This window comes from Flavobacterium sp. (genome assembly GCF_044349645.1).
In the GTDB taxonomy this organism is placed as follows: Bacteria; Bacteroidota; Bacteroidia; order Flavobacteriales; family Flavobacteriaceae; genus Flavobacterium.
Map to the genome: position 1 here is coordinate 1 of NZ_JBIKQP010000012.1, position 17,083 is coordinate 17,083.

General features: G+C 31.1%; 20 protein-coding genes. 11 read left to right on the forward strand and 9 right to left on the reverse strand.

The annotated features are described in order from the left end of the window. Window positions 1–359: hypothetical protein (locus tag AC9UFV_RS03900; RefSeq protein WP_509572984.1), on the reverse strand; the 359-nt coding region annotated here is incomplete at its 3' end. An 8-nt stretch (window positions 360–367) separates the two neighbouring features. Further along, window positions 368–871: a hypothetical protein gene (locus AC9UFV_RS03905; protein ID WP_509572986.1), complete on the reverse strand. Its 504-nt coding sequence runs from the start codon at window positions 869–871 to the stop codon at window positions 368–370. Between the two features lie 261 nt (window positions 872–1,132). On the opposite strand from AC9UFV_RS03905, the gene AC9UFV_RS03910 reads away from it, so the two are divergent. Next, complete coding sequence (locus tag AC9UFV_RS03910; protein WP_509572989.1) at window positions 1,133–1,708, forward strand: CAP domain-containing protein; 576 nt, start codon at window positions 1,133–1,135, stop codon at window positions 1,706–1,708. Window positions 1,709–1,772: 64 nt separating this feature from the next. Here AC9UFV_RS03910 and AC9UFV_RS03915 read toward each other — a convergent pair whose 3' ends face one another. Then, window positions 1,773–2,186, reverse strand: a complete 414-nt coding sequence (locus tag AC9UFV_RS03915; protein ID WP_509572991.1) for a hypothetical protein — start codon at window positions 2,184–2,186, stop codon at window positions 1,773–1,775. Window positions 2,187–2,453: 267 nt separating this feature from the next. Here AC9UFV_RS03915 and nadC point away from each other — a divergent pair, with 267 nt between their 5' ends. The 3 genes from nadC to AC9UFV_RS03930 are packed head-to-tail and all read left to right on the forward strand — an operon-like array spanning window position 2,454 to window position 5,782. Next, window positions 2,454–3,293: a carboxylating nicotinate-nucleotide diphosphorylase gene (gene nadC / locus AC9UFV_RS03920; protein ID WP_509572993.1), complete on the forward strand. Its 840-nt coding sequence runs from the start codon at window positions 2,454–2,456 to the stop codon at window positions 3,291–3,293. A gap of 1 nt (window position 3,294) precedes the next feature. Next, entirely contained in the window at window positions 3,295–4,275 is a 981-nt protein-coding gene (gene nadA / locus AC9UFV_RS03925; RefSeq protein ID WP_509572995.1) for a quinolinate synthase NadA, read from the forward strand. Between the two features lie 4 nt (window positions 4,276–4,279). Next, a complete protein-coding gene (locus tag AC9UFV_RS03930) occupies window positions 4,280–5,782 on the forward strand; it encodes an L-aspartate oxidase (protein WP_509572997.1) in 1,503 nt (500 codons plus the stop codon). A gap of 11 nt (window positions 5,783–5,793) precedes the next feature. On the opposite strand, the gene AC9UFV_RS03935 is transcribed toward AC9UFV_RS03930, so the two are convergent. The 3 genes from AC9UFV_RS03935 to hisS are packed head-to-tail and all read right to left on the reverse strand — an operon-like array spanning window position 5,794 to window position 8,764. Further along, complete coding sequence (locus AC9UFV_RS03935; protein WP_509572999.1) at window positions 5,794–6,303, reverse strand: DUF4199 domain-containing protein; 510 nt, start codon at window positions 6,301–6,303, stop codon at window positions 5,794–5,796. 20 nt (window positions 6,304–6,323) lie between these two features. Continuing rightward, window positions 6,324–7,373, reverse strand: coding sequence for a proline iminopeptidase-family hydrolase (locus AC9UFV_RS03940; protein WP_509573001.1), 1,050 nt, complete (start codon window positions 7,371–7,373; stop codon window positions 6,324–6,326). A 14-nt stretch (window positions 7,374–7,387) separates the two neighbouring features. Continuing rightward, the gene (hisS, locus tag AC9UFV_RS03945; RefSeq protein ID WP_509573003.1) at window positions 7,388–8,764 is read right to left on the reverse strand and encodes a histidine--tRNA ligase; all 1,377 of its coding nucleotides are present in this window, start codon (window positions 8,762–8,764) and stop codon (window positions 7,388–7,390) included. Between the two features lie 187 nt (window positions 8,765–8,951). Between hisS and AC9UFV_RS03950 the strand changes: the two genes are divergently transcribed. Continuing rightward, window positions 8,952–10,202: an ABC transporter permease gene (locus AC9UFV_RS03950; protein ID WP_509573005.1), complete on the forward strand. Its 1,251-nt coding sequence runs from the start codon at window positions 8,952–8,954 to the stop codon at window positions 10,200–10,202. A gap of 3 nt (window positions 10,203–10,205) precedes the next feature. Here the strand turns inward: AC9UFV_RS03950 and prmC are convergent, their stop codons facing one another. Together prmC and AC9UFV_RS03960 are read right to left on the reverse strand one after the other, a co-directional pair. Continuing rightward, window positions 10,206–11,060, reverse strand: a complete 855-nt coding sequence (prmC, locus tag AC9UFV_RS03955; protein WP_509573007.1) for a peptide chain release factor N(5)-glutamine methyltransferase — start codon at window positions 11,058–11,060, stop codon at window positions 10,206–10,208. 2 nt (window positions 11,061–11,062) lie between these two features. Then, on the reverse strand, window positions 11,063–11,551 hold the full coding sequence (locus AC9UFV_RS03960) for a GNAT family N-acetyltransferase (protein ID WP_509573009.1): 489 nt from the start codon (window positions 11,549–11,551) through the stop codon (window positions 11,063–11,065). A 27-nt stretch (window positions 11,552–11,578) separates the two neighbouring features. Between AC9UFV_RS03960 and ribD the strand changes: the two genes are divergently transcribed. Genes ribD through AC9UFV_RS03975 form a run of 3 tightly spaced genes read left to right on the forward strand, consistent with a single transcriptional unit; the run spans window position 11,579 to window position 13,835 of the window. Continuing rightward, window positions 11,579–12,622: a bifunctional diaminohydroxyphosphoribosylaminopyrimidine deaminase/5-amino-6-(5-phosphoribosylamino)uracil reductase RibD gene (ribD, locus tag AC9UFV_RS03965; protein WP_509573011.1), complete on the forward strand. Its 1,044-nt coding sequence runs from the start codon at window positions 11,579–11,581 to the stop codon at window positions 12,620–12,622. Continuing rightward, a complete protein-coding gene (locus AC9UFV_RS03970; protein ID WP_509573013.1) occupies window positions 12,612–13,217 on the forward strand; it encodes an HAD family hydrolase in 606 nt (201 codons plus the stop codon). Before ribD ends, AC9UFV_RS03970 begins: the two co-directional genes overlap by 11 nt. A 6-nt stretch (window positions 13,218–13,223) precedes the next feature. Next, complete coding sequence (locus AC9UFV_RS03975) at window positions 13,224–13,835, forward strand: IMPACT family protein (RefSeq protein WP_509573015.1); 612 nt, start codon at window positions 13,224–13,226, stop codon at window positions 13,833–13,835. On the opposite strand, the gene AC9UFV_RS03980 is transcribed toward AC9UFV_RS03975, so the two are convergent. After that, window positions 13,832–14,236: an acyl-CoA thioesterase gene (locus AC9UFV_RS03980; RefSeq protein WP_509573017.1), complete on the reverse strand. Its 405-nt coding sequence runs from the start codon at window positions 14,234–14,236 to the stop codon at window positions 13,832–13,834. The two genes, AC9UFV_RS03975 and AC9UFV_RS03980, sit on opposite strands and share 4 nt — an antisense overlap. Before the next feature lie 182 nt (window positions 14,237–14,418). On the opposite strand from AC9UFV_RS03980, the gene dnaA reads away from it, so the two are divergent. From dnaA to AC9UFV_RS03995, 3 genes are read left to right on the forward strand one after another with little or no spacing between them, the layout of a single operon-like run. Beyond that, window positions 14,419–15,846, forward strand: coding sequence for a chromosomal replication initiator protein DnaA (dnaA, locus tag AC9UFV_RS03985; RefSeq protein WP_509520955.1), 1,428 nt, complete (start codon window positions 14,419–14,421; stop codon window positions 15,844–15,846). Between the two features lies 1 nt (window position 15,847). Further along, window positions 15,848–16,315: a low molecular weight protein-tyrosine-phosphatase gene (locus tag AC9UFV_RS03990; protein WP_509573019.1), complete on the forward strand. Its 468-nt coding sequence runs from the start codon at window positions 15,848–15,850 to the stop codon at window positions 16,313–16,315. A 16-nt stretch (window positions 16,316–16,331) separates the two neighbouring features. Beyond that, window positions 16,332–17,048 (forward strand): SAM-dependent methyltransferase, encoded by a 717-nt coding sequence (locus AC9UFV_RS03995; RefSeq protein WP_509573021.1) that lies wholly within the window; start codon window positions 16,332–16,334, stop codon window positions 17,046–17,048. The last annotated feature ends 35 nt before the right edge of the window (window positions 17,049–17,083 follow it).

The following is a 17,083-nucleotide window of genomic DNA, read 5'->3' on the forward strand; positions in this document are numbered from 1 at the left end:
AATCTAACTTTTGTTAATGAATCATAAATTAAAGTAATATTAAAACCACTTGATATCATTTTGCTTGGAGCTGATTTTTGATAATTGCTTTTTAATACCATATTGTCTTTTATTTCATCGCTTTGGTAATATAAAGCACCATCTAAATTAACTAAATAATCACAATCTGTATAAAAAAATAGACGTATATTATGATTTTCCAAAATAGATCTTGGATTATTTGGGTCAAAAATATTTAGAGGTGCCATATCAATACCACTCGAAGGATACCATAAAGACTGAAATTCTTCTTGAACCAAGTCGTCAATTAAAACTTCTGGAAGATTTTTAAAAATCGATTTAAGTTGTTCTATATTCACAATCTTAATTAAAATAGATTATTAACAATTAAATTCCATAAAGCATTTCTACTTGGACAATGGCCTTGACCAATATTTAAATTACCTATTTCAACAAAATTATTATCAAGTAAATTTGATAATAGATTTTGAGAATATAAAGTTGGAGGTACAGCAAAAACATAGTTCAATTTAACTCCTCTAATAAACACCAGATCTGTAATTTTATTTATCGGAAAATTACTTATATTTAGGTTAATATTTCTTCTTTCATCTGATGTTAATTTAATCCCATGCGTAGGCAATAAATCAAGAATAAGAATATTTTTCTTAGCCAACTCAATTAAGGCAATTCTTCGAGTTGGAAGATTATTATTACGGATATTTGGAAAAACACCGGAAAAAATTTGCTGTAAATACTTGTCATTTTCAGTAGTTAACTGTTGGTCTAGTAAATGTTCTGAAAACATATAATTATTTAAGTTTTCTGGCCCACTTTCACAAATAATTAACCTTAATTGTTTTTCTGGCAAATAATATTTTTTATATATTTTGTTATAATAATAGTTCCAATTTTTTTCAAAACTTTGATATGTTTCAAAATTTCTCTTTTTATAAACACGATTTGAAATAATAGCTAATAAACTATTGTATTGAACTCCCTCCATAATTTAAAATTTATTGATTAATTTCACAAACATAAACATTCTAAACCAAATAAAAAAAATAATGAAAATTCTTTGTAATTAACACAATTTCAACCACCTATACAACGTTCATAATAAAAAAAGGCTATGAAAACTATTTATTTTTTATTGGGATGTTTTATCACTTTTAATGTGAATGCGCAACAATGGAGCGAAGCCCAACTCGTAAAAGCAAACACAGCAAAGGAGGTTAAGGAACTTACATTTGAAGAAAAGCAAATTATTATGTACTTGAACTTGGCCCGAATGTATCCTAAAGACTATAAACGAATTGAGTTGAATGCTGAAAATCAACAATGGAAGTACTATGCTGACAACTCCTATTTTGTCTCACTTTCGGCCACACTTGAAACAATGGAACCTGTAAATCCTATTTATTTCAATCGTGAAATGTACGCTTTAGCAAAATGTTTTTCAAAGGAAAAGTTTGAATCAAATAAAATGGGACATGATAGAAAAAAATGCCCTGGAGGTTATACTGGTGAATGTATTTCTTATGGTTATAACAAAGGGTTGGATATAATTAACCAATTGCTAATTGATGAAGGTGTTGAAAGTCTTGGCCACAGAGAACTTTGTTTGGCGCGTGGTTTTGAATCTATTGGAGTCAAAATAAACGAGCACAAAACCTATGAATTTTTTGCAATATTGGATTTTAATTAATCCATCTTAAAACCTAATTTAATAAAAAACCCCTAACAAACGTTTGGGGTTTTTTATTAAATACTTATTTTTTTCTAAAAATATATCTAGTGATAAAAATACCATCTCCATCGCCTTTACCAGCATCACTTTCTACACCACTCACAATACTAAATAAATCCCAACCTTCACTGCTATATTTATTTAACATTGAAGTTATCATAGCATCATTTGAAGCGATATTTTGAAAGTTAATACCAACAAAACTGTAAAAATTCACTAAAGTAGATTCTTTTAAATTGTCAATTTTAACGTCACTTCTGTCTTTATCCGTTTTTTCTTTACCTTCTTTAGTTCTAATTGTTGTAAATTGAGTATAGTCAACCTCTGTTCCATTTTCAATAATACGAGATCTACCAATTCCTCCAGGAACAATAGACTCGATTGAGGTAACAATTTTATACTGAAATGTTTGCGATTGGGCTCCAATTGTTAACACAAGAAAGCCTAGTAAAATAATTTTTTTCATAACTGTTATATAATTAATTAATATTTCTTCAAAAATAGAATTTATAATTAGAATACTAAAATAATATTATGATAATTATAACAAAACCTAATTAGTATTTTTTTGTGTAATAGTGCCGTTTAGTTATCTTTGCAAAAAATATTTTATGCATTATTTAATTAAATAGGCTGAAAAATAATTTCAAACATTTTTTTTACTTTTTTTGGAAAAATTCCTTTTAAAAAACACAAATACAAAATGCTAAACGATTTAGAATTATTTATTTCCAATGCTTTGTCTGAAGATATTGGATTTGGCGACGTTACCAGTTTAGCCACAATAAATAAAGAGCAAAAAGGAGAGGCTATTTGTTATGTAAAGGAAGATTGCATAATTGCCGGAATTGAATTAGCAAAAATGATTTGTACTCAAGTTGATCCTTTATTGACTTTTTCATTCAAGGTTCAAGATGGTGAATTTGTTAGTAAAAACACTCCTATTGGAAGTATTTCAGGTTCTGTCCAATCGATACTAAAATTAGAAAGATTATTGCTAAACTGCATGCAAAGAATGAGTGCAATTGCAACAAAAACAAACTACTTTTCCAAATTAATTGCACCCTATAATGTAAAAATATTAGACACTCGAAAAACAACACCAAATTTTCGAATATGTGAAAAATGGGCTGTGAAAATTGGCGGTGGCGTTAACCATCGTTTTGGATTATACGATCAAGTCTTAATTAAAGACAATCATATTAAGGCTGCTGGAAATATTAAAAACGCAGTTGAATCTTGCGAGAAGTACTTGCAGGACAATCAATTACAAATTCCTGTTGTGGTTGAAGTTAAAGATTTAGAAGAATTTAATAGTATAAAAAATTATGAAATTGTTGATCGGATTTTGGTTGATAATTTTAAACCTATTGATATTATTGAGTTGATTAAACACAATTCTACACATAAAACAATTGAAGCATCAGGTGGCATAAATGCTAGTAACATCATTGAATATGCTAAAACAGGGATTGACTATGTCTCGTTAGGAGATTTAACTCACCATGTAAATTCCATAGATATTTCCCTTAAAATTATATAAAATGTTATTCGAAAATGAAATTGCAAAAGTGGGTTATTTAAGTAGATCGGTTCCTGAAGGAATCGATTTAAAGGAAGCCATTTTAAAAATGAAAGTTGAAAAAAATGCGGTAATTCTGGCACATTATTATGTGAGTGAAGACATTCAATCTATCGCTGATTTTGTGGGAGATAGTTTGGCTTTAGCCCAAGCATCAAAAAAACAATCTTCAGATATAATTGTTTTTTGTGGTGTACATTTTATGGCTGAAACTGCTAAAATTTTAAATCCAAATTCCAAAGTTCTATTGCCAGATTTAAACGCAGGTTGTTCACTTGCTGATTCTGCACCAGAAGCTGAATTTATTGCTTTTAAAAACCAATACCCTGATGCTGTTGTAGTTAGCTACATCAATTGCAGTTCTGAAATAAAAGCACAAAGTGATTATATCTGCACCTCATCTAATGCGATTGATATTGTAAATTCAATCCCGAAAGACAAACGAATTATTTTTGCTCCAGATAAAAACTTAGGAATGTTCGTGCAAAAAGTAACCGGACGCGAATTAATTCTGTGGGATGGTGCTTGCATTGTGCATGTCAATATTTCTATGGAAAAATTAATTGCACTACAGTTGGCTCACCCCGATGCCGAATTAATTGCGCACCCAGAATGCATACCGGAAGTATTAAACAAAGCTGCTTTTATAGGTTCTACTTCTGCATTATTAAATTATGTTCAAACATCTTCATCAGATAAATTTATTGTTGCTACAGAAGCTGGTATTTTATATAAAATGAAACAATCGGTTCCTAATAAAACAATTATTCCTGCTCCAGCTTTAGAAACAAATTCATGTGCTTGTTCAGAATGTCCTTACATGAAAATGAATACGCTCGAAAAGTTATACAATGCATTGTACTATGAAGCACCTGAAATTCATGTAAACGAAAAAACTCAAGTTGGCGCATTGAAAGCTCTTAATAACATGCTTGCAGTATAATAGAATGAAGCAATCATACGATATTGTAATTGTAGGTTCTGGGATAGGTGGTTTAAGCACGCTTTTATATTTGTCAGAAACTACAATTTATAAAGAAGGTAACCTTTCAATAGGTTTGTTGGTTAAAGGTTCTCTGGATCAAACCAATACCAATTGGGCTCAAGGTGGAATCGCAGCTGTAAAATCAATTGATGATAATTTTGAAAAACACATCAATGATACCCTAACTGCGGGTGCTTTTATAAATGATAAATATATTGTAGAAAAAGTTATTAATTCAGCTCCTAGCTTAATTGAAGATTTGATTGATTGGGGAGTTCTATTTGATAAAAAAAATAATGGCGAGTATGATTTAGCAAAAGAAGGCGGACATAGCGATGCTAGAATTTGGCATAAAGAGGATCAAACAGGAAAAGACATTCAATCGGCATTAATAGATAAAATCAAAAATCTTCCTAACGTAGATGTATTTGAAAATACCACATTAATCAATGCAGAAAAAGTTGAATTCAATAACTTTTCAATTCAAATAGTTGATAATAAAAATAACTTTATCAAAAGAACATTTTGCAGCAAACTAGTTTTAGCAACTGGAGGGATTGGTGGTTTATTTGAAAAATCAACTAATCAAGAAATTGCAACTGGTGACGGTATTTTTATTGCCAATAAATTAGGAGCAAAAACTGAAAATTTATCCTATGTTCAATTTCATCCTACTGGTTTATATCAAGAAGGCAATGTGTCGTTTTTAATTACAGAAGCCTTAAGAGGATCTGGAGCTATTTTAAAAAACGAACAAGGTGAGGCATTTATGTATAAATACGATGAAAGATTGGAGTTGGCACCTAGAGATATTGTTTCTAGAGCAATTACTACTGAAATAAATCAACAAAAACTTCCTTATGTTTATTTGGATGCAACCAAAATTGACGCTGAAATAATTGAAAATCACTATCCAAACATAAAAAAAGAATGCAATTTAAGATTGGGAATAAATATACAAATCGATTTTATTCCAGTAATTCCTGTACAACATTATTCATGCGGTGGTGTGAAAGTAAACGAATACGGTGAAACGGCAATAAGCGGTTTGTTTGCAATTGGTGAAGTTGCTTCAACTGGGCTACATGGTGCTAATAGATTGGCATCCAATTCATTATTAGAAGCCATTGCCTTCGCAAAATTCTCGATTCCATCACTAACTGATAATATAAAAGTCAATCAGTTTTCAGGAACTAATATTGAAATTTCCAAGTTTTTAAAAGTAGAAAAAACTGCAATTCAAAAAATTGTAAGTCGGTATGGCGGGATTATCAAATCTAATGAAGGATTAAATCAAGCTATGTACCAACTTTTAGAAATAAAATCAAAAGCTAATGATAGTGATAAATTTAGTTTATCCGATTTTGAAGCCAATTGCATTTTAGAAACTGCTATCCTTTTAATTAAGGATGCTTTGAATCAAAAAGAAAATAAAGGAGTTTATTTTAATACCGATTTGGCTTAAAAAAAATCGAACTACTTACTTAGTTTTTGTTTTACCAATGATAATATTGGAGTGATTAAAGAAACTATAACCCCAAGAGGAAAAACTTCTAAATAGGTATATAAAACTACAACTATTGGATTTTTGTAATCTTCTTTCATTTGTTCCATTTCCGAAGTCTTAGCTGCAAGCTCTTCAGGCCTTGTGTTTTTTAGTATGATAGTACTATAATTCTCCATAAATTCAGGGTAGAAATTATAATATATAACCAGCCATACTAAAACATAAATTGTTGAAATTATAGCTGAAATAAATAAACCTGTTTTGAAGGAATTCCAAAAGCTATTCTCCGATTCCTTTAAAGATTCCTGCTGTTTAATTCCTATTATTACAAATAAGAAGGATAAAAACATACTCGAAAATCCCAAAACCATATTTGGTTCAGCGCCAGGGTTGGCCTTCATGAATACAGTGGTAATTATCATCGTTGTGGATACAAATAATCCACCCAACAATCCGTTTCTATAAATTATCTTTTTCATGATTACAATAAAAATAAATCTTATAACTTAATTTTCTTTTGACCTTCGTCAACGCCTTTTACGAATTTAATCAATCCACCCATATACGTTTCTTGATCGTCATACATAGACATATGACTTCCATTTGGGCAATATAAATAACTACCGTTTTGGAATTGAGTCGACATCCATTCCATGTGTTTAGGATCCATAGTGTCATTTTTTGCACCTACAACAAGGGTTGGGGTTGAAATTTTCTTTAAATCTTGCGAACGATCCCACTTTTCTAATTTTCCTGAAATCCCAAATTCACTTGGCCCTTGCATGGTTACATAAAGCGACTGATTCATTTTAGAAAACGATCTGTTTACAGGCTCTGGCCAATTTTGAAGCGGAATTCTACAAATATGCTCTGCATAAAAATTTGGCATTAACAATTCCATATATCTCGGATTTGCAAAATCTTTTTTAGCTTCAATATCACGGATTTCCTTTAAGACTTCAGGTTTAAATTGTTTTGAAAGTACGTCCTCCGCATATTTACCATAATCTGGAGCACTTGACATCATATTTGAAATAATCAAACCTTTAAGGTTATTTTGATATTTCATAGCATAATCCATTGCTAAAATTCCTCCCCAAGAATGTCCAAGCAAATAAAAATTATCTTTGTTTAATCCTAAAGAAACTCGAACTTGCTCCACTTCTTCAACATATCGAGACAAATCCCACATGGCAACATCATTCGGATTATCAGAATTTCCACAACCTAATTGATCGTAATAAATAAACTCAATTCCTTCTTTTGGTAAGAAACTTTCAAAACACTCAAAATATTCGTGCGTAGCACCAGGACCTCCGTTTAAAAGTAAAACTTTTATCTTTGGGTTATTCCCAATTTTCTTTGTCCAAACTTTAAATTCCCCTTTTGGAGTTGAAATGGTAATCACTTTTATCCCACCAGTTTTTACTCCAGTTTCAGTATCTGTTAAATAATTAGAACCCAAATCAGTTTCCACTTTTTGATTACAAGAAAATAATAAACCGATTACGGCAATAAAAAATATACTTTTTAGGAATGCGTTTTTCATAACTATTGATTTAATTAATTATTAATGAGTGCGTTTTTTAAATCTTCAAAATTTAATAAAACTTGTTCACCAGAAACCAAGTTTTTTAGAGCAAATTTACTCTCGTTCATTTCGGTTTCACCAACAATAACAGCATATTTAATTGCTCTTTTATCGGCGTGCATGAATTGTTTTCCAACTTTCACAGCATCGGGATATAACTCTACTTTTATTCCAAAATTTCGTAATTTAGTTATCGCTTTCATAGAATAAAACGCCTCTTTTTCGCCGTAATTTATAAACAAAGCTTTGGAAGTTGAAGTTACGGTTTCAGGAAATAAATTCAATTCTTCAATAACCAAATAAATTCGGTCCAAGCCAAATGATATTCCCACACCACTCATGTCTTTCAATCCGAAAATTCCAGTCAAATCATCATATCTACCACCGCCACCAATTGATCCCATCGAAATTTCTTTTGGTGGAGCAACCTCAAATATTGCACCTGTGTAATAATTTAATCCACGGGCAAGAGTTACATCTAAATCTAAATTGGCTTTGGTTAAACCTAATTCAGCAATCGATTCGCAAATAAATTTCAACTCTTCAATTCCTTTCATTCCTTCTGATGATGAAGCTAAAAGAGAAGCTAATTTTTGGATTTTCTCAGAAATCGATCCCGTAAAATTAAATAACGGTTGTACTTTTTGAATTGCAGTTTCGGAAATTCCTTTTTCAAGCATTTCCTTTTTTACGCCGTCCTCGCCAATTTTATCTAGTTTGTCTAAAGCAACAGTAAAGTCAATTAATTTATCCGAAGCACCGATAACTTCAGCAATTCCTGATAATATTTTTCTATTATTGATTTTAATTGTAACGCCATTCAAACCTAATTCTGTAAAAACAGCATCGTACAATTGAATTAATTCTACTTCTTGCCATAACGATTTTGATCCTACCACATCGGCATCACATTGATAAAATTCTCTGAAACGGCCTTTTTGTGGACGATCGGCTCGCCAAACAGGTTGGATTTGGTATCTTTTAAATGGAAATTCAATATCGTTTTGGTGTTGCACAACATAACGTGCAAATGGAACCGTTAAATCATAACGAAGCGCTTTTTCTGAAATACTTGATGTTAACTTGTTGCTTTCTTTATTTTCAAGAGCAATTTCATTGGCTTTAGCCAAATAATCTCCAGAATTTAAAATTTTAAATATCAATCGGTCACCCTCTTCACCATATTTTCCCATTAATGTTTCAGAATTTTCAAATGAAGGTGTTTCAATAGGTTGAAATCCGAATTTTTCAAAATTACTTTTAATGATAGAAATAATATAGTGACGTTTTGCAACTTCAATAGGTGAAAAGTCACGCGTGCCTTTGGGAATACTCGGTTTTTGAGCCATAGAAATAGCAGATTTAGGTTGTAGATTTTAGAATTGAATCCTCTAAAAACTAATTATTAAGAACAAATTTATAATCTAAATACTTAAATTTTAATTTTCTCTATGCAAATATCATATTTTTATACTAAATAATAGTCGTTCTAAAGCAAACTTGTAACAAAAATTGTATTTTCGTGACAAATTAGAAATGATGTTCAAATTAACAGTAGAAAATATCCGAATTGCTCTTGGTTCTATTCGAACCCAATTATTACGAACAATACTTACTATTTTAATTATTGCAATTGGAATTACAGCATTAGTTTGTATTTTGACTGTAGTATCCGCATTAAAAAATACATTGTCAACCAATTTTGCTTCGATGGGTTCGAATACATTTAATATCACCCAATACGAAACTCAAGTTCGAAGACGAGGCGGTGGTGGCGGTGATATTGAAAAAATTAATCCAATTATTTCTTGGCCACAAGCCAAAGCTTTCAAAGAAAATTACAAATATCCTTTTACAGAAACATCACTATCTTTTGTGGCAACTTCAAGAGCAGAAGTCAAATTTGAATCTGAAAAAACAGATCCAGAAATATCAGTTGTGGGCGTGGACGAACATTTTCTACCCAATTCAGGTTTGGAAACTACATTAGGAAGGAACTTCACCGGTTTTGACATTGACAACAACGCTTATGTTTGTGTCGTTGGTTCCGATTTTCAAAAAGGCTTGTTAAAAGACGTCAATCCAATAAATAAAGTTATTTCTATTCGTGGGGCAAAGTTCAAAGTTATTGGGGTATTGAAAGAAAAAGGATCGACATTTGGTAATAGCCAAGATTTAAGAGTTTTAATTCCTATTCAAGTAGCAAGGTCATTATTTACAGCTCCCAACATCAATTATTCGATGAGTATAATGGTTGCAAAAGAAACTCTATTGGATGAAGCTATTGATAATGCAGGAAATATTATGCGTCGTATTCGTAAATTAAATCCCGTTCAAGAGAACAATTTTGGAGTTTCAAGAAGTGATGATTTGATCAATAGAATTGCTGAAATGACCGGAGTTTTAAGTGCTTCAGCTTGGATCATAGGGATAATTACCATATTTGGATCATCGATTGCCTTAATGAATATAATGCTGGTTTCTGTAACGGAAAGAACTCGAGAAATTGGCGTTCGAAAATCCTTAGGAGCAAAAAGAAGTACCATTGCATTTCAGTTTTTTATCGAAACTTTAATCATTGGTCAATTAGGTGGATTGGTTGGTATCATTTTAGGAGTTTTGGGCGGCTATGGAATCTCTACAGCAATCGATTTTAGTTTTGTGATACCTTGGAGCGCAATTATAGCAGCAGTTGTTACTACGTTTATTGTAGCGGTAGTTTCGGGTTCTTATCCAGCTTTAAAAGCTTCTAAATTAGATCCTATTGAAGCTTTAAGATACGAATAATTCCTAAAAATTACAGGCAATCATTCGGTCATTACCATAAATATCTTTTCGAAGTTCAATATTTTTTAACCCTAAAGATTCTAATAAATCTTGGGTTTCTTTACCAAGATATTGATTAATTTCGAAGAACAATTGCCCGTTGGGATTTAAATTGGCGGCAGCCAACTCAGCAATTTTCTTATAAAAAATTAGTGGATCATTATCGGGAACAAATAATGCTAAATGCGGTTCGTTTTCCAATACATTGGGTTTGATTTCTGTCTTTTCTAAATTTCTAACATACGGCGGATTGGAAACTATTATGTCAAATTTTTGATCTAAATGATTGGTTTCCAATATATTTTTATGCAAAAAAGTAACTGTAACTTTATTTAAAGATGCATTTTTTTCGGCTACAGCCAATGCCTTTTCGGAAACATCAATAGCAAAAACTGAAGAATTTAAAACGTTTTTTGCTAATGAAATAGCTATACAACCGCTTCCTGTACCAATATCCAATATTTTTAAGTCTTTCTTTTTGGATAATTTACTATTTAATTTTACAATCCAATCAACCAACTCTTCGGTTTCAGGTCTTGGAATTAATACATTTTCATCAACTATAAATTCCGAACCATAAAAATGAGTAGCACCTAATATATATTGTACAGGAATTTGAGATTTTAACTTTTCTAAAATAACATTCCAATTTAAAATTTCATCTTCTGAAAATTCTTTGTCAGCATCCAAAGCCAAATCAATTCTCCTTAATTGGTATCTGTTTTCAAGTATCAAATAAAAGAAACTCTCTGCTTCCATTTCATCATAAAATGGCAACAAAGAATTTATAAAATTGATTTTATAATCTTTTACTTTCATATCTACTTAAGTTTTTTCAACATCCAAACTTCACATGAATTGTGCCCTGTATTTCCTATTTGATGTTCTAAATATTCAAATCCCGATTTTCGATATAATTTTAATGCCGCATCCATGTAGGTCATAGTTTCGATATAACAACTATCAAAACCAAATTCTAAAGCTTTTTCTAGGCAAAGATTCATCAATTTTGTTCCAAATCCTAAACCTCTAATCTCAGGCAGGAAGTACATTTTTTGAAGTTCGCAAATGGTTTCATCAGCATTCTCCAATTGCATTATTCCAGCTCCTCCTAAAATTTTACCATTCCTTTCAACTACAAAATAAATCGCTCGTGGAATATCATAAACTTCAAACAGGGTATCTAAATAAGGATCTGCATAAGCTGTACCCACTTTTGGCGCACCAAAAGCCATTAATACGTCTCTCACAATGGCTGCCATTTGGGCATTGTCCTGCTTTTGGATTTCTCTAATTCTAATGCTTTCCATATTACTTTTTAATCGTATTTTTGCGCTGTGAAGGTACAAGAAAAATATATAAAAAGATGCATCGAATTGGCCAAAAATGGATTGGGAACTACCTATCCAAATCCGCTTGTAGGTTGCGTAATTGTATTTGAAAATAAAATTATTGGTGAAGGGTGGCATAAAAAATCGGGACAAGCTCATGCAGAAGTAATTGCCATAGAATCTGTTCAAAATAAAAAATTACTTTCTTCATCAACTCTTTATGTTAGTTTGGAACCATGTAGCCATTTTGGTAAAACCCCACCTTGCGCCGATTTAATTTTGAAATATAAAATTCCTAATGTGGTAATTGGTACAATTGATCCAAATAGTAAAGTGGCTGGTAAAGGAATTCAAAAATTAAAGGATGACGGCGTAAATGTAACTTTCGGAATATTAGAAAAAGAATGCAACGAACTCAACAAACGTTTTTTTACATTTCATAAAAAAAGCCGACCTTTTATTATATTAAAATGGGCAGAAAGCTCCGATGGATTTATTAGTCCAAAAAATAAAGACGAACAAAAACCAGTTTGGATTTCAAATGAATATTCACGTCAATTGGTTCATAAATGGAGAAGTGAAGAACAGGCGATTCTGGTTGGAACCCAAACAATAATAGATGATAATCCTTCACTTACAGTTCGGGATTGGACTGGAGAAAATCCAATTCGTGTGATAATTGATAAAGAGAATAAAATCGATTCATCGAAAAATGTATTTGATAATTTAGCCAAAACGATTGTTTTTACAAATAAAGAAGTAACAACAGTTGCAGATCAGAATCAATATATAAATGTAAATTTTGATAAAAATCCCGTACAGGCAATCATCGAAAAACTTTATGAAAATAACATCCAATCAATCATTATAGAGGGAGGAAGAAAAACAATTCAATCTTTTATAGATGCTAATCTTTGGGATGAAGCACGAGTATTTATTGGAGAAATCAAATTACATGAAGGGACAAAAGCTCCAGAATTAAATAAAGCCATTTACTCAAAAATGTATCTAAAAAAGGATACTTTACTAACTTATAGAAATGATGATTGATACTATTATTTTTGATTTTGGCGATGTATTTATCAACCTTGATAAAAAAGCAACTCCAGCTGCTTTGAAAAAGTTAGGATTAGAAAAATGGAGTACCCAAATTGATTCTTTAAATTTTAATTTCGAAAAGGGATTAATCACTAGAACTGATTTTTTACAAGGATTAAATAAACTAGTCTCAAATGCAACTCAGGAGGAAGTTCTTGAGGCTTGGAATGGGGTTTTATTAGATTTTCCCATGTACCGATTAGAATTTCTTGAAAAACTATCAAAAAAATACCGACTCTTTTTATTGAGCAATACCGATTCAATTCACATCAATCATTTTAGAGAAAGGAACGGAGAGGAATTTTATAATCGATTTCACAATTGCTTCAAAAAGGTCTATTTTTCCTATGATTTAGGAATGAGAAAACCAGACGAAGAAATTTACAAATTCATAATTCAAGAAAATAATTTAAATCCGGAGACTACACTTTTTGTAGATGATAATTTTGACAATATAAAAAGTGCAGAAAAAGTAGGATTGCAAGTTTGGCATTTGCTGAAAGGCACAGAAGACGTCATTGAATTATTTAAAAAGGTTAAATTATAATTCATTTTGGAGATTAAAGATACCTATAAAACCATTGAAAGTCCATCAGAGGAGATACTATTTAAAGAAAAGAATAGTAAATTTTTTGGCTATGCATTTCCAGTTTCAACTACCGATGAAATTAAAATTTACATCGACCAATTAAAAAAACAACATTTTGGGGCAGTTCACTTTTGTTATGCGTATCAAATCGGAACTGAAAAAATTGAATTTCGAGCCAATGATGATGGAGAACCAAGCAATAGTGCCGGAATTCCGATTTACGGACAAATACAATCTTTTGGATTAACCAATATATTAATTGTTGTTGTACGGTTTTTTGGAGGAACTAAATTGGGTGTTGGCGGACTCATTACTGCATACAAAACTACCGCACAATTAGTCCTTGAAAACGCTTCAATCATAGAAAAAACAATAGATATTAAATTCAAAATTACATTCGATTATAAAAATATTAATAAGGTAATGCGAATTATAAAAGAGAAACAATTAGAGATTCATTCTCAAAAAATGGATGAAAATTGTGAACTACTAATTGTTACACGAAAGAAAAATGCCGAACGAATATTCGACATTTTTGATTCTTTATTTGAAATTTCTATATCAAAAATTGATTAATCTAACTTCAATAATACTTCTTTTATATAATCTGGCGGGTTGATCGGTTTACCTGTTGATAAGTCCACAAATACCAAAATGAAATGAGCAGTTGTTAACAATTCATTTTTCTCATTATGGATTTCGCAATCAAATTCAACTTTAACTGAAGATTGACTTTTAAAAGCCGTAGAAATTGTTAATAATTCATCATATCGAGCTGGTTTTTTATAGTTGATATTCATAGAAACTATCGGTAGAGCAATTCCACTTTCTTCCATTAATTTATAGGAAACCCCTTTGTTTCTAAGCCATTCCACCCGTCCAATTTCAAAATATGGAATATAATTTCCATGATAAACTACACCCATTTGGTCTGTTTCTGAATATCGAACACGAACTTGAATTTGATGTTTTTGCATTTCAAATATTTATAATTATTAAATTAAAATAGTGGACTCTATATACAACAAAAATTTTAAAAAATTTAATCAAAAAAAATTTTTTTTTAACGATTTATTATCACATATTTGTAGTCCAAAAAATAAGCATCCCTTATCCGTTATTTTTTGTAACATAATAAAACAATAACTTTTTAATTACTATGAGCAAAACTGCGCAATCAGTCTGGGAAAATTGTCTTGCCTTCATTAAGGACAATATTCAAGATCAAGCTTACAAAACTTGGTTTGAACCAATTAAATCAGTAGAACTTACTGATAACGCGCTGTACATTCAAGTTCCTAGTAAATTTTTCTACGAATGGCTTGAAGAGCATTATGTAAAGTTATTGAAAGTTGCATTAACTAAAGAACTTGGTAAAAATGCAAAGTTACTTTATAAAATTAAGATGGAGAACACTTATGGCAATAAACAACCATTCATGGAACAATTGCCAAGTGCTCATAGAAGCCCGATGAAAACACAAGAGGTTGACGCTCCATTTAAAAACTTAAATCCAGAATTAAAAAATCCATTTGTAATTCCTGGAATTAGAAATCTAAAAATTGAATCTCAACTTAATGCTAATTACAGTTTTGACAATTTCCTTGAAGGAGATTCCAATCGATTAGCTCGTTCGGCAGGTATGGCTGTTGCCAATAAACCAGGTGGAACTTCATTCAATCCATTATTAATTTTTGGTGGAGTTGGAATGGGAAAAACCCACTTAGCTCACGCTATTGGAGTTGAAATAAAAGATAAATATCCAGAAAAAACAGTTTTATATATTTCAGCTGAAATTTTTACACAGCAATATATTGACTCTGTAAAGAAAAATAATAGAAACGATTTTATTCATTTCTACCAATTAATTGATGTATTAATTATTGACGATGTTCAGTTCCTTTCAGGAAAAACGGGAACTCAAGATGTGTTTTTCCACATTTTCAACTATTTACATCAAAATGGAAAACAGGTAATTTTGACATCAGACAAAGCTCCTGTTGACATGCAAGATATTGAACAAAGATTACTTTCACGTTTCAAATGGGGACTTTCTGCTGAATTGCACCAACCGGATTATGAAACTAGAATTTCAATTTTGAAAAATATTCTATATCGTGACGGCGTTGAAATTCCGGAAGAAATCATAGAATATGTAGCTAGAAATATTAAAACCAATGTTCGTGAACTAGAAGGTGCAATTATTTCATTGATAGCTCAATCCTCATTTAATAAAAAAGAGGTAACTCTAGATTTAGCTAAACAAGTTGTAGAGAAATTTGTTAAAAATGTTAAACGTGAAGTATCTATCGATTATATACAAAAAACAGTATCCGACTATTTTCAATTGGATTTAGAAACATTACAGTCTAAAACTAGAAAACGCCACGTGGTTCAAGCCAGACAATTGGCAATGTTTTTTGCAAAAAAATTCACCAAAGCTTCTTTAGCAAATATCGGTTCTCAAATTGGAGATCGCGATCACGCTACTGTATTACATGCTTGTAAAACTGTTGATAATCTTGTAGCAACAGACAAGCAGTTTAAAAAATACATGGAGGACATTCACAAGAAATTGTCGTTATAAAATGCCCATTAAAATTTTAATGGTATGTTTAGGGAACATCTGCAGATCACCAATTGCAGAAGGATTATTAGCGTCTAAACTTCCAAAAGATAATTTTATTGTAGATTCTTGTGGCACAGGAGATTGGCACATTGGAAGCCAACCCGATTCAAGATCTATTGCTGTTTGTAAAAAAAATGGTCTTGATATATCCAACCAAAAATGCCGACAAATTACTTTATCCGATTTTGAAAAATTCGATTATATTTATGTTATGGACAAAAGTAATTATCAAAATGTAATTGCATTAACCAATAATGAAAAACACCGAAGAAAAGTAAAATTAATTCTTACTGAAAAATACGAAGACGAAATCAAAGAAGTTCCCGATCCTTATTTTGGTATGGAAAACGGATTTGACATCGTTTATGAAATGCTAGATTCTACCTGCGACATAATTGCAACTAAATTAAAATCTCAACATTCCTAACAATAATCAATAGCAAATGTCTCAATTAGGAAAATTATATCTTATTCCAACAACACTTGGAGAAACAGAAAATCCATTTGATGTTCTTCCTCAAACCATAAAAAGAAGTATTGAATTGTTAGACTATTACATTGTTGAAAACGAAAAAACAGCTAGAAAATTCATAAAAAGTATTTGTCCAGAGAAAGTTCAAGCATCTTTAAACTTAAGTGCCTTAAACAAACACACTAAGGATTCTGAATACAAAAAAATGATTCAAGACTGTTTGGAAGGGAAAAACGTAGGGCTTATGTCGGAAGCAGGATGCCCTGGCGTTGCCGATCCTGGAGCAGTTATCGTAAAACTAGCACATGAAAAAGGGATTCAAGTAGTTCCACTAGTTGGACCCTCTTCAATATTATTAGCGATTATGGCTTCTGGAATGAACGGACAGAGTTTTGCTTTTAACGGCTATATTCCAATTGATGCTTCCGAGAAAAAAGTGGCAATAAAAAACCTTGAAAAGTTATCGATTATTAAAAATCAATCACAACTGTTTATTGAAACTCCTTATCGCAACAATAAAATGCTAGAAGATATTCTAAGTTCCCTTCATCCTGAAACCTATTTATGCGTAGCTTGTGACATCACATTACCAACTGAATATATTAAAACGATGCGAGTGGTAAATTGGAAAAAAACTAAAGTTGATTTACACAATCGACCTACAATATTCATTATTCATAAAATGTAATGCATAAAAAAACCACGATATACGTGGTTTTTTTT

What these genes read in the sequence shown, in the direction of transcription:
- AC9UFV_RS03910 (WP_509572989.1), top strand. Translation starts at nt 1,133, where the DNA reads ATGAAAACTATTTATTTTTTATTGGGATGTTTTATCACTTTTAATGTG.
- nadC (WP_509572993.1), top strand. Translation starts at nt 2,454, where the DNA reads ATGCTAAACGATTTAGAATTATTTATTTCCAATGCTTTGTCTGAAGAT.
- nadA (WP_509572995.1), top strand. Translation starts at nt 3,295, where the DNA reads ATGTTATTCGAAAATGAAATTGCAAAAGTGGGTTATTTAAGTAGATCG.
- AC9UFV_RS03930 (WP_509572997.1), top strand. Translation starts at nt 4,280, where the DNA reads ATGAAGCAATCATACGATATTGTAATTGTAGGTTCTGGGATAGGTGGT.
- AC9UFV_RS03935 (WP_509572999.1), bottom strand. Translation starts at nt 6,303, where the DNA reads ATGAAAAAGATAATTTATAGAAACGGATTGTTGGGTGGATTATTTGTA.
- AC9UFV_RS03940 (WP_509573001.1), bottom strand. Translation starts at nt 7,373, where the DNA reads ATGAAAAACGCATTCCTAAAAAGTATATTTTTTATTGCCGTAATCGGT.
- hisS (WP_509573003.1), bottom strand. Translation starts at nt 8,764, where the DNA reads ATGGCTCAAAAACCGAGTATTCCCAAAGGCACGCGTGACTTTTCACCT.
- AC9UFV_RS03950 (WP_509573005.1), top strand. Translation starts at nt 8,952, where the DNA reads ATGATGTTCAAATTAACAGTAGAAAATATCCGAATTGCTCTTGGTTCT.
- prmC (WP_509573007.1), bottom strand. Translation starts at nt 11,060, where the DNA reads ATGAAAGTAAAAGATTATAAAATCAATTTTATAAATTCTTTGTTGCCA.
- AC9UFV_RS03960 (WP_509573009.1), bottom strand. Translation starts at nt 11,551, where the DNA reads ATGGAAAGCATTAGAATTAGAGAAATCCAAAAGCAGGACAATGCCCAA.
- AC9UFV_RS03970 (WP_509573013.1), top strand. Translation starts at nt 12,612, where the DNA reads ATGATGATTGATACTATTATTTTTGATTTTGGCGATGTATTTATCAAC.
- AC9UFV_RS03980 (WP_509573017.1), bottom strand. Translation starts at nt 14,236, where the DNA reads ATGCAAAAACATCAAATTCAAGTTCGTGTTCGATATTCAGAAACAGAC.
- dnaA (WP_509520955.1), top strand. Translation starts at nt 14,419, where the DNA reads ATGAGCAAAACTGCGCAATCAGTCTGGGAAAATTGTCTTGCCTTCATT.
- AC9UFV_RS03990 (WP_509573019.1), top strand. Translation starts at nt 15,848, where the DNA reads ATGCCCATTAAAATTTTAATGGTATGTTTAGGGAACATCTGCAGATCA.
- AC9UFV_RS03995 (WP_509573021.1), top strand. Translation starts at nt 16,332, where the DNA reads ATGTCTCAATTAGGAAAATTATATCTTATTCCAACAACACTTGGAGAA.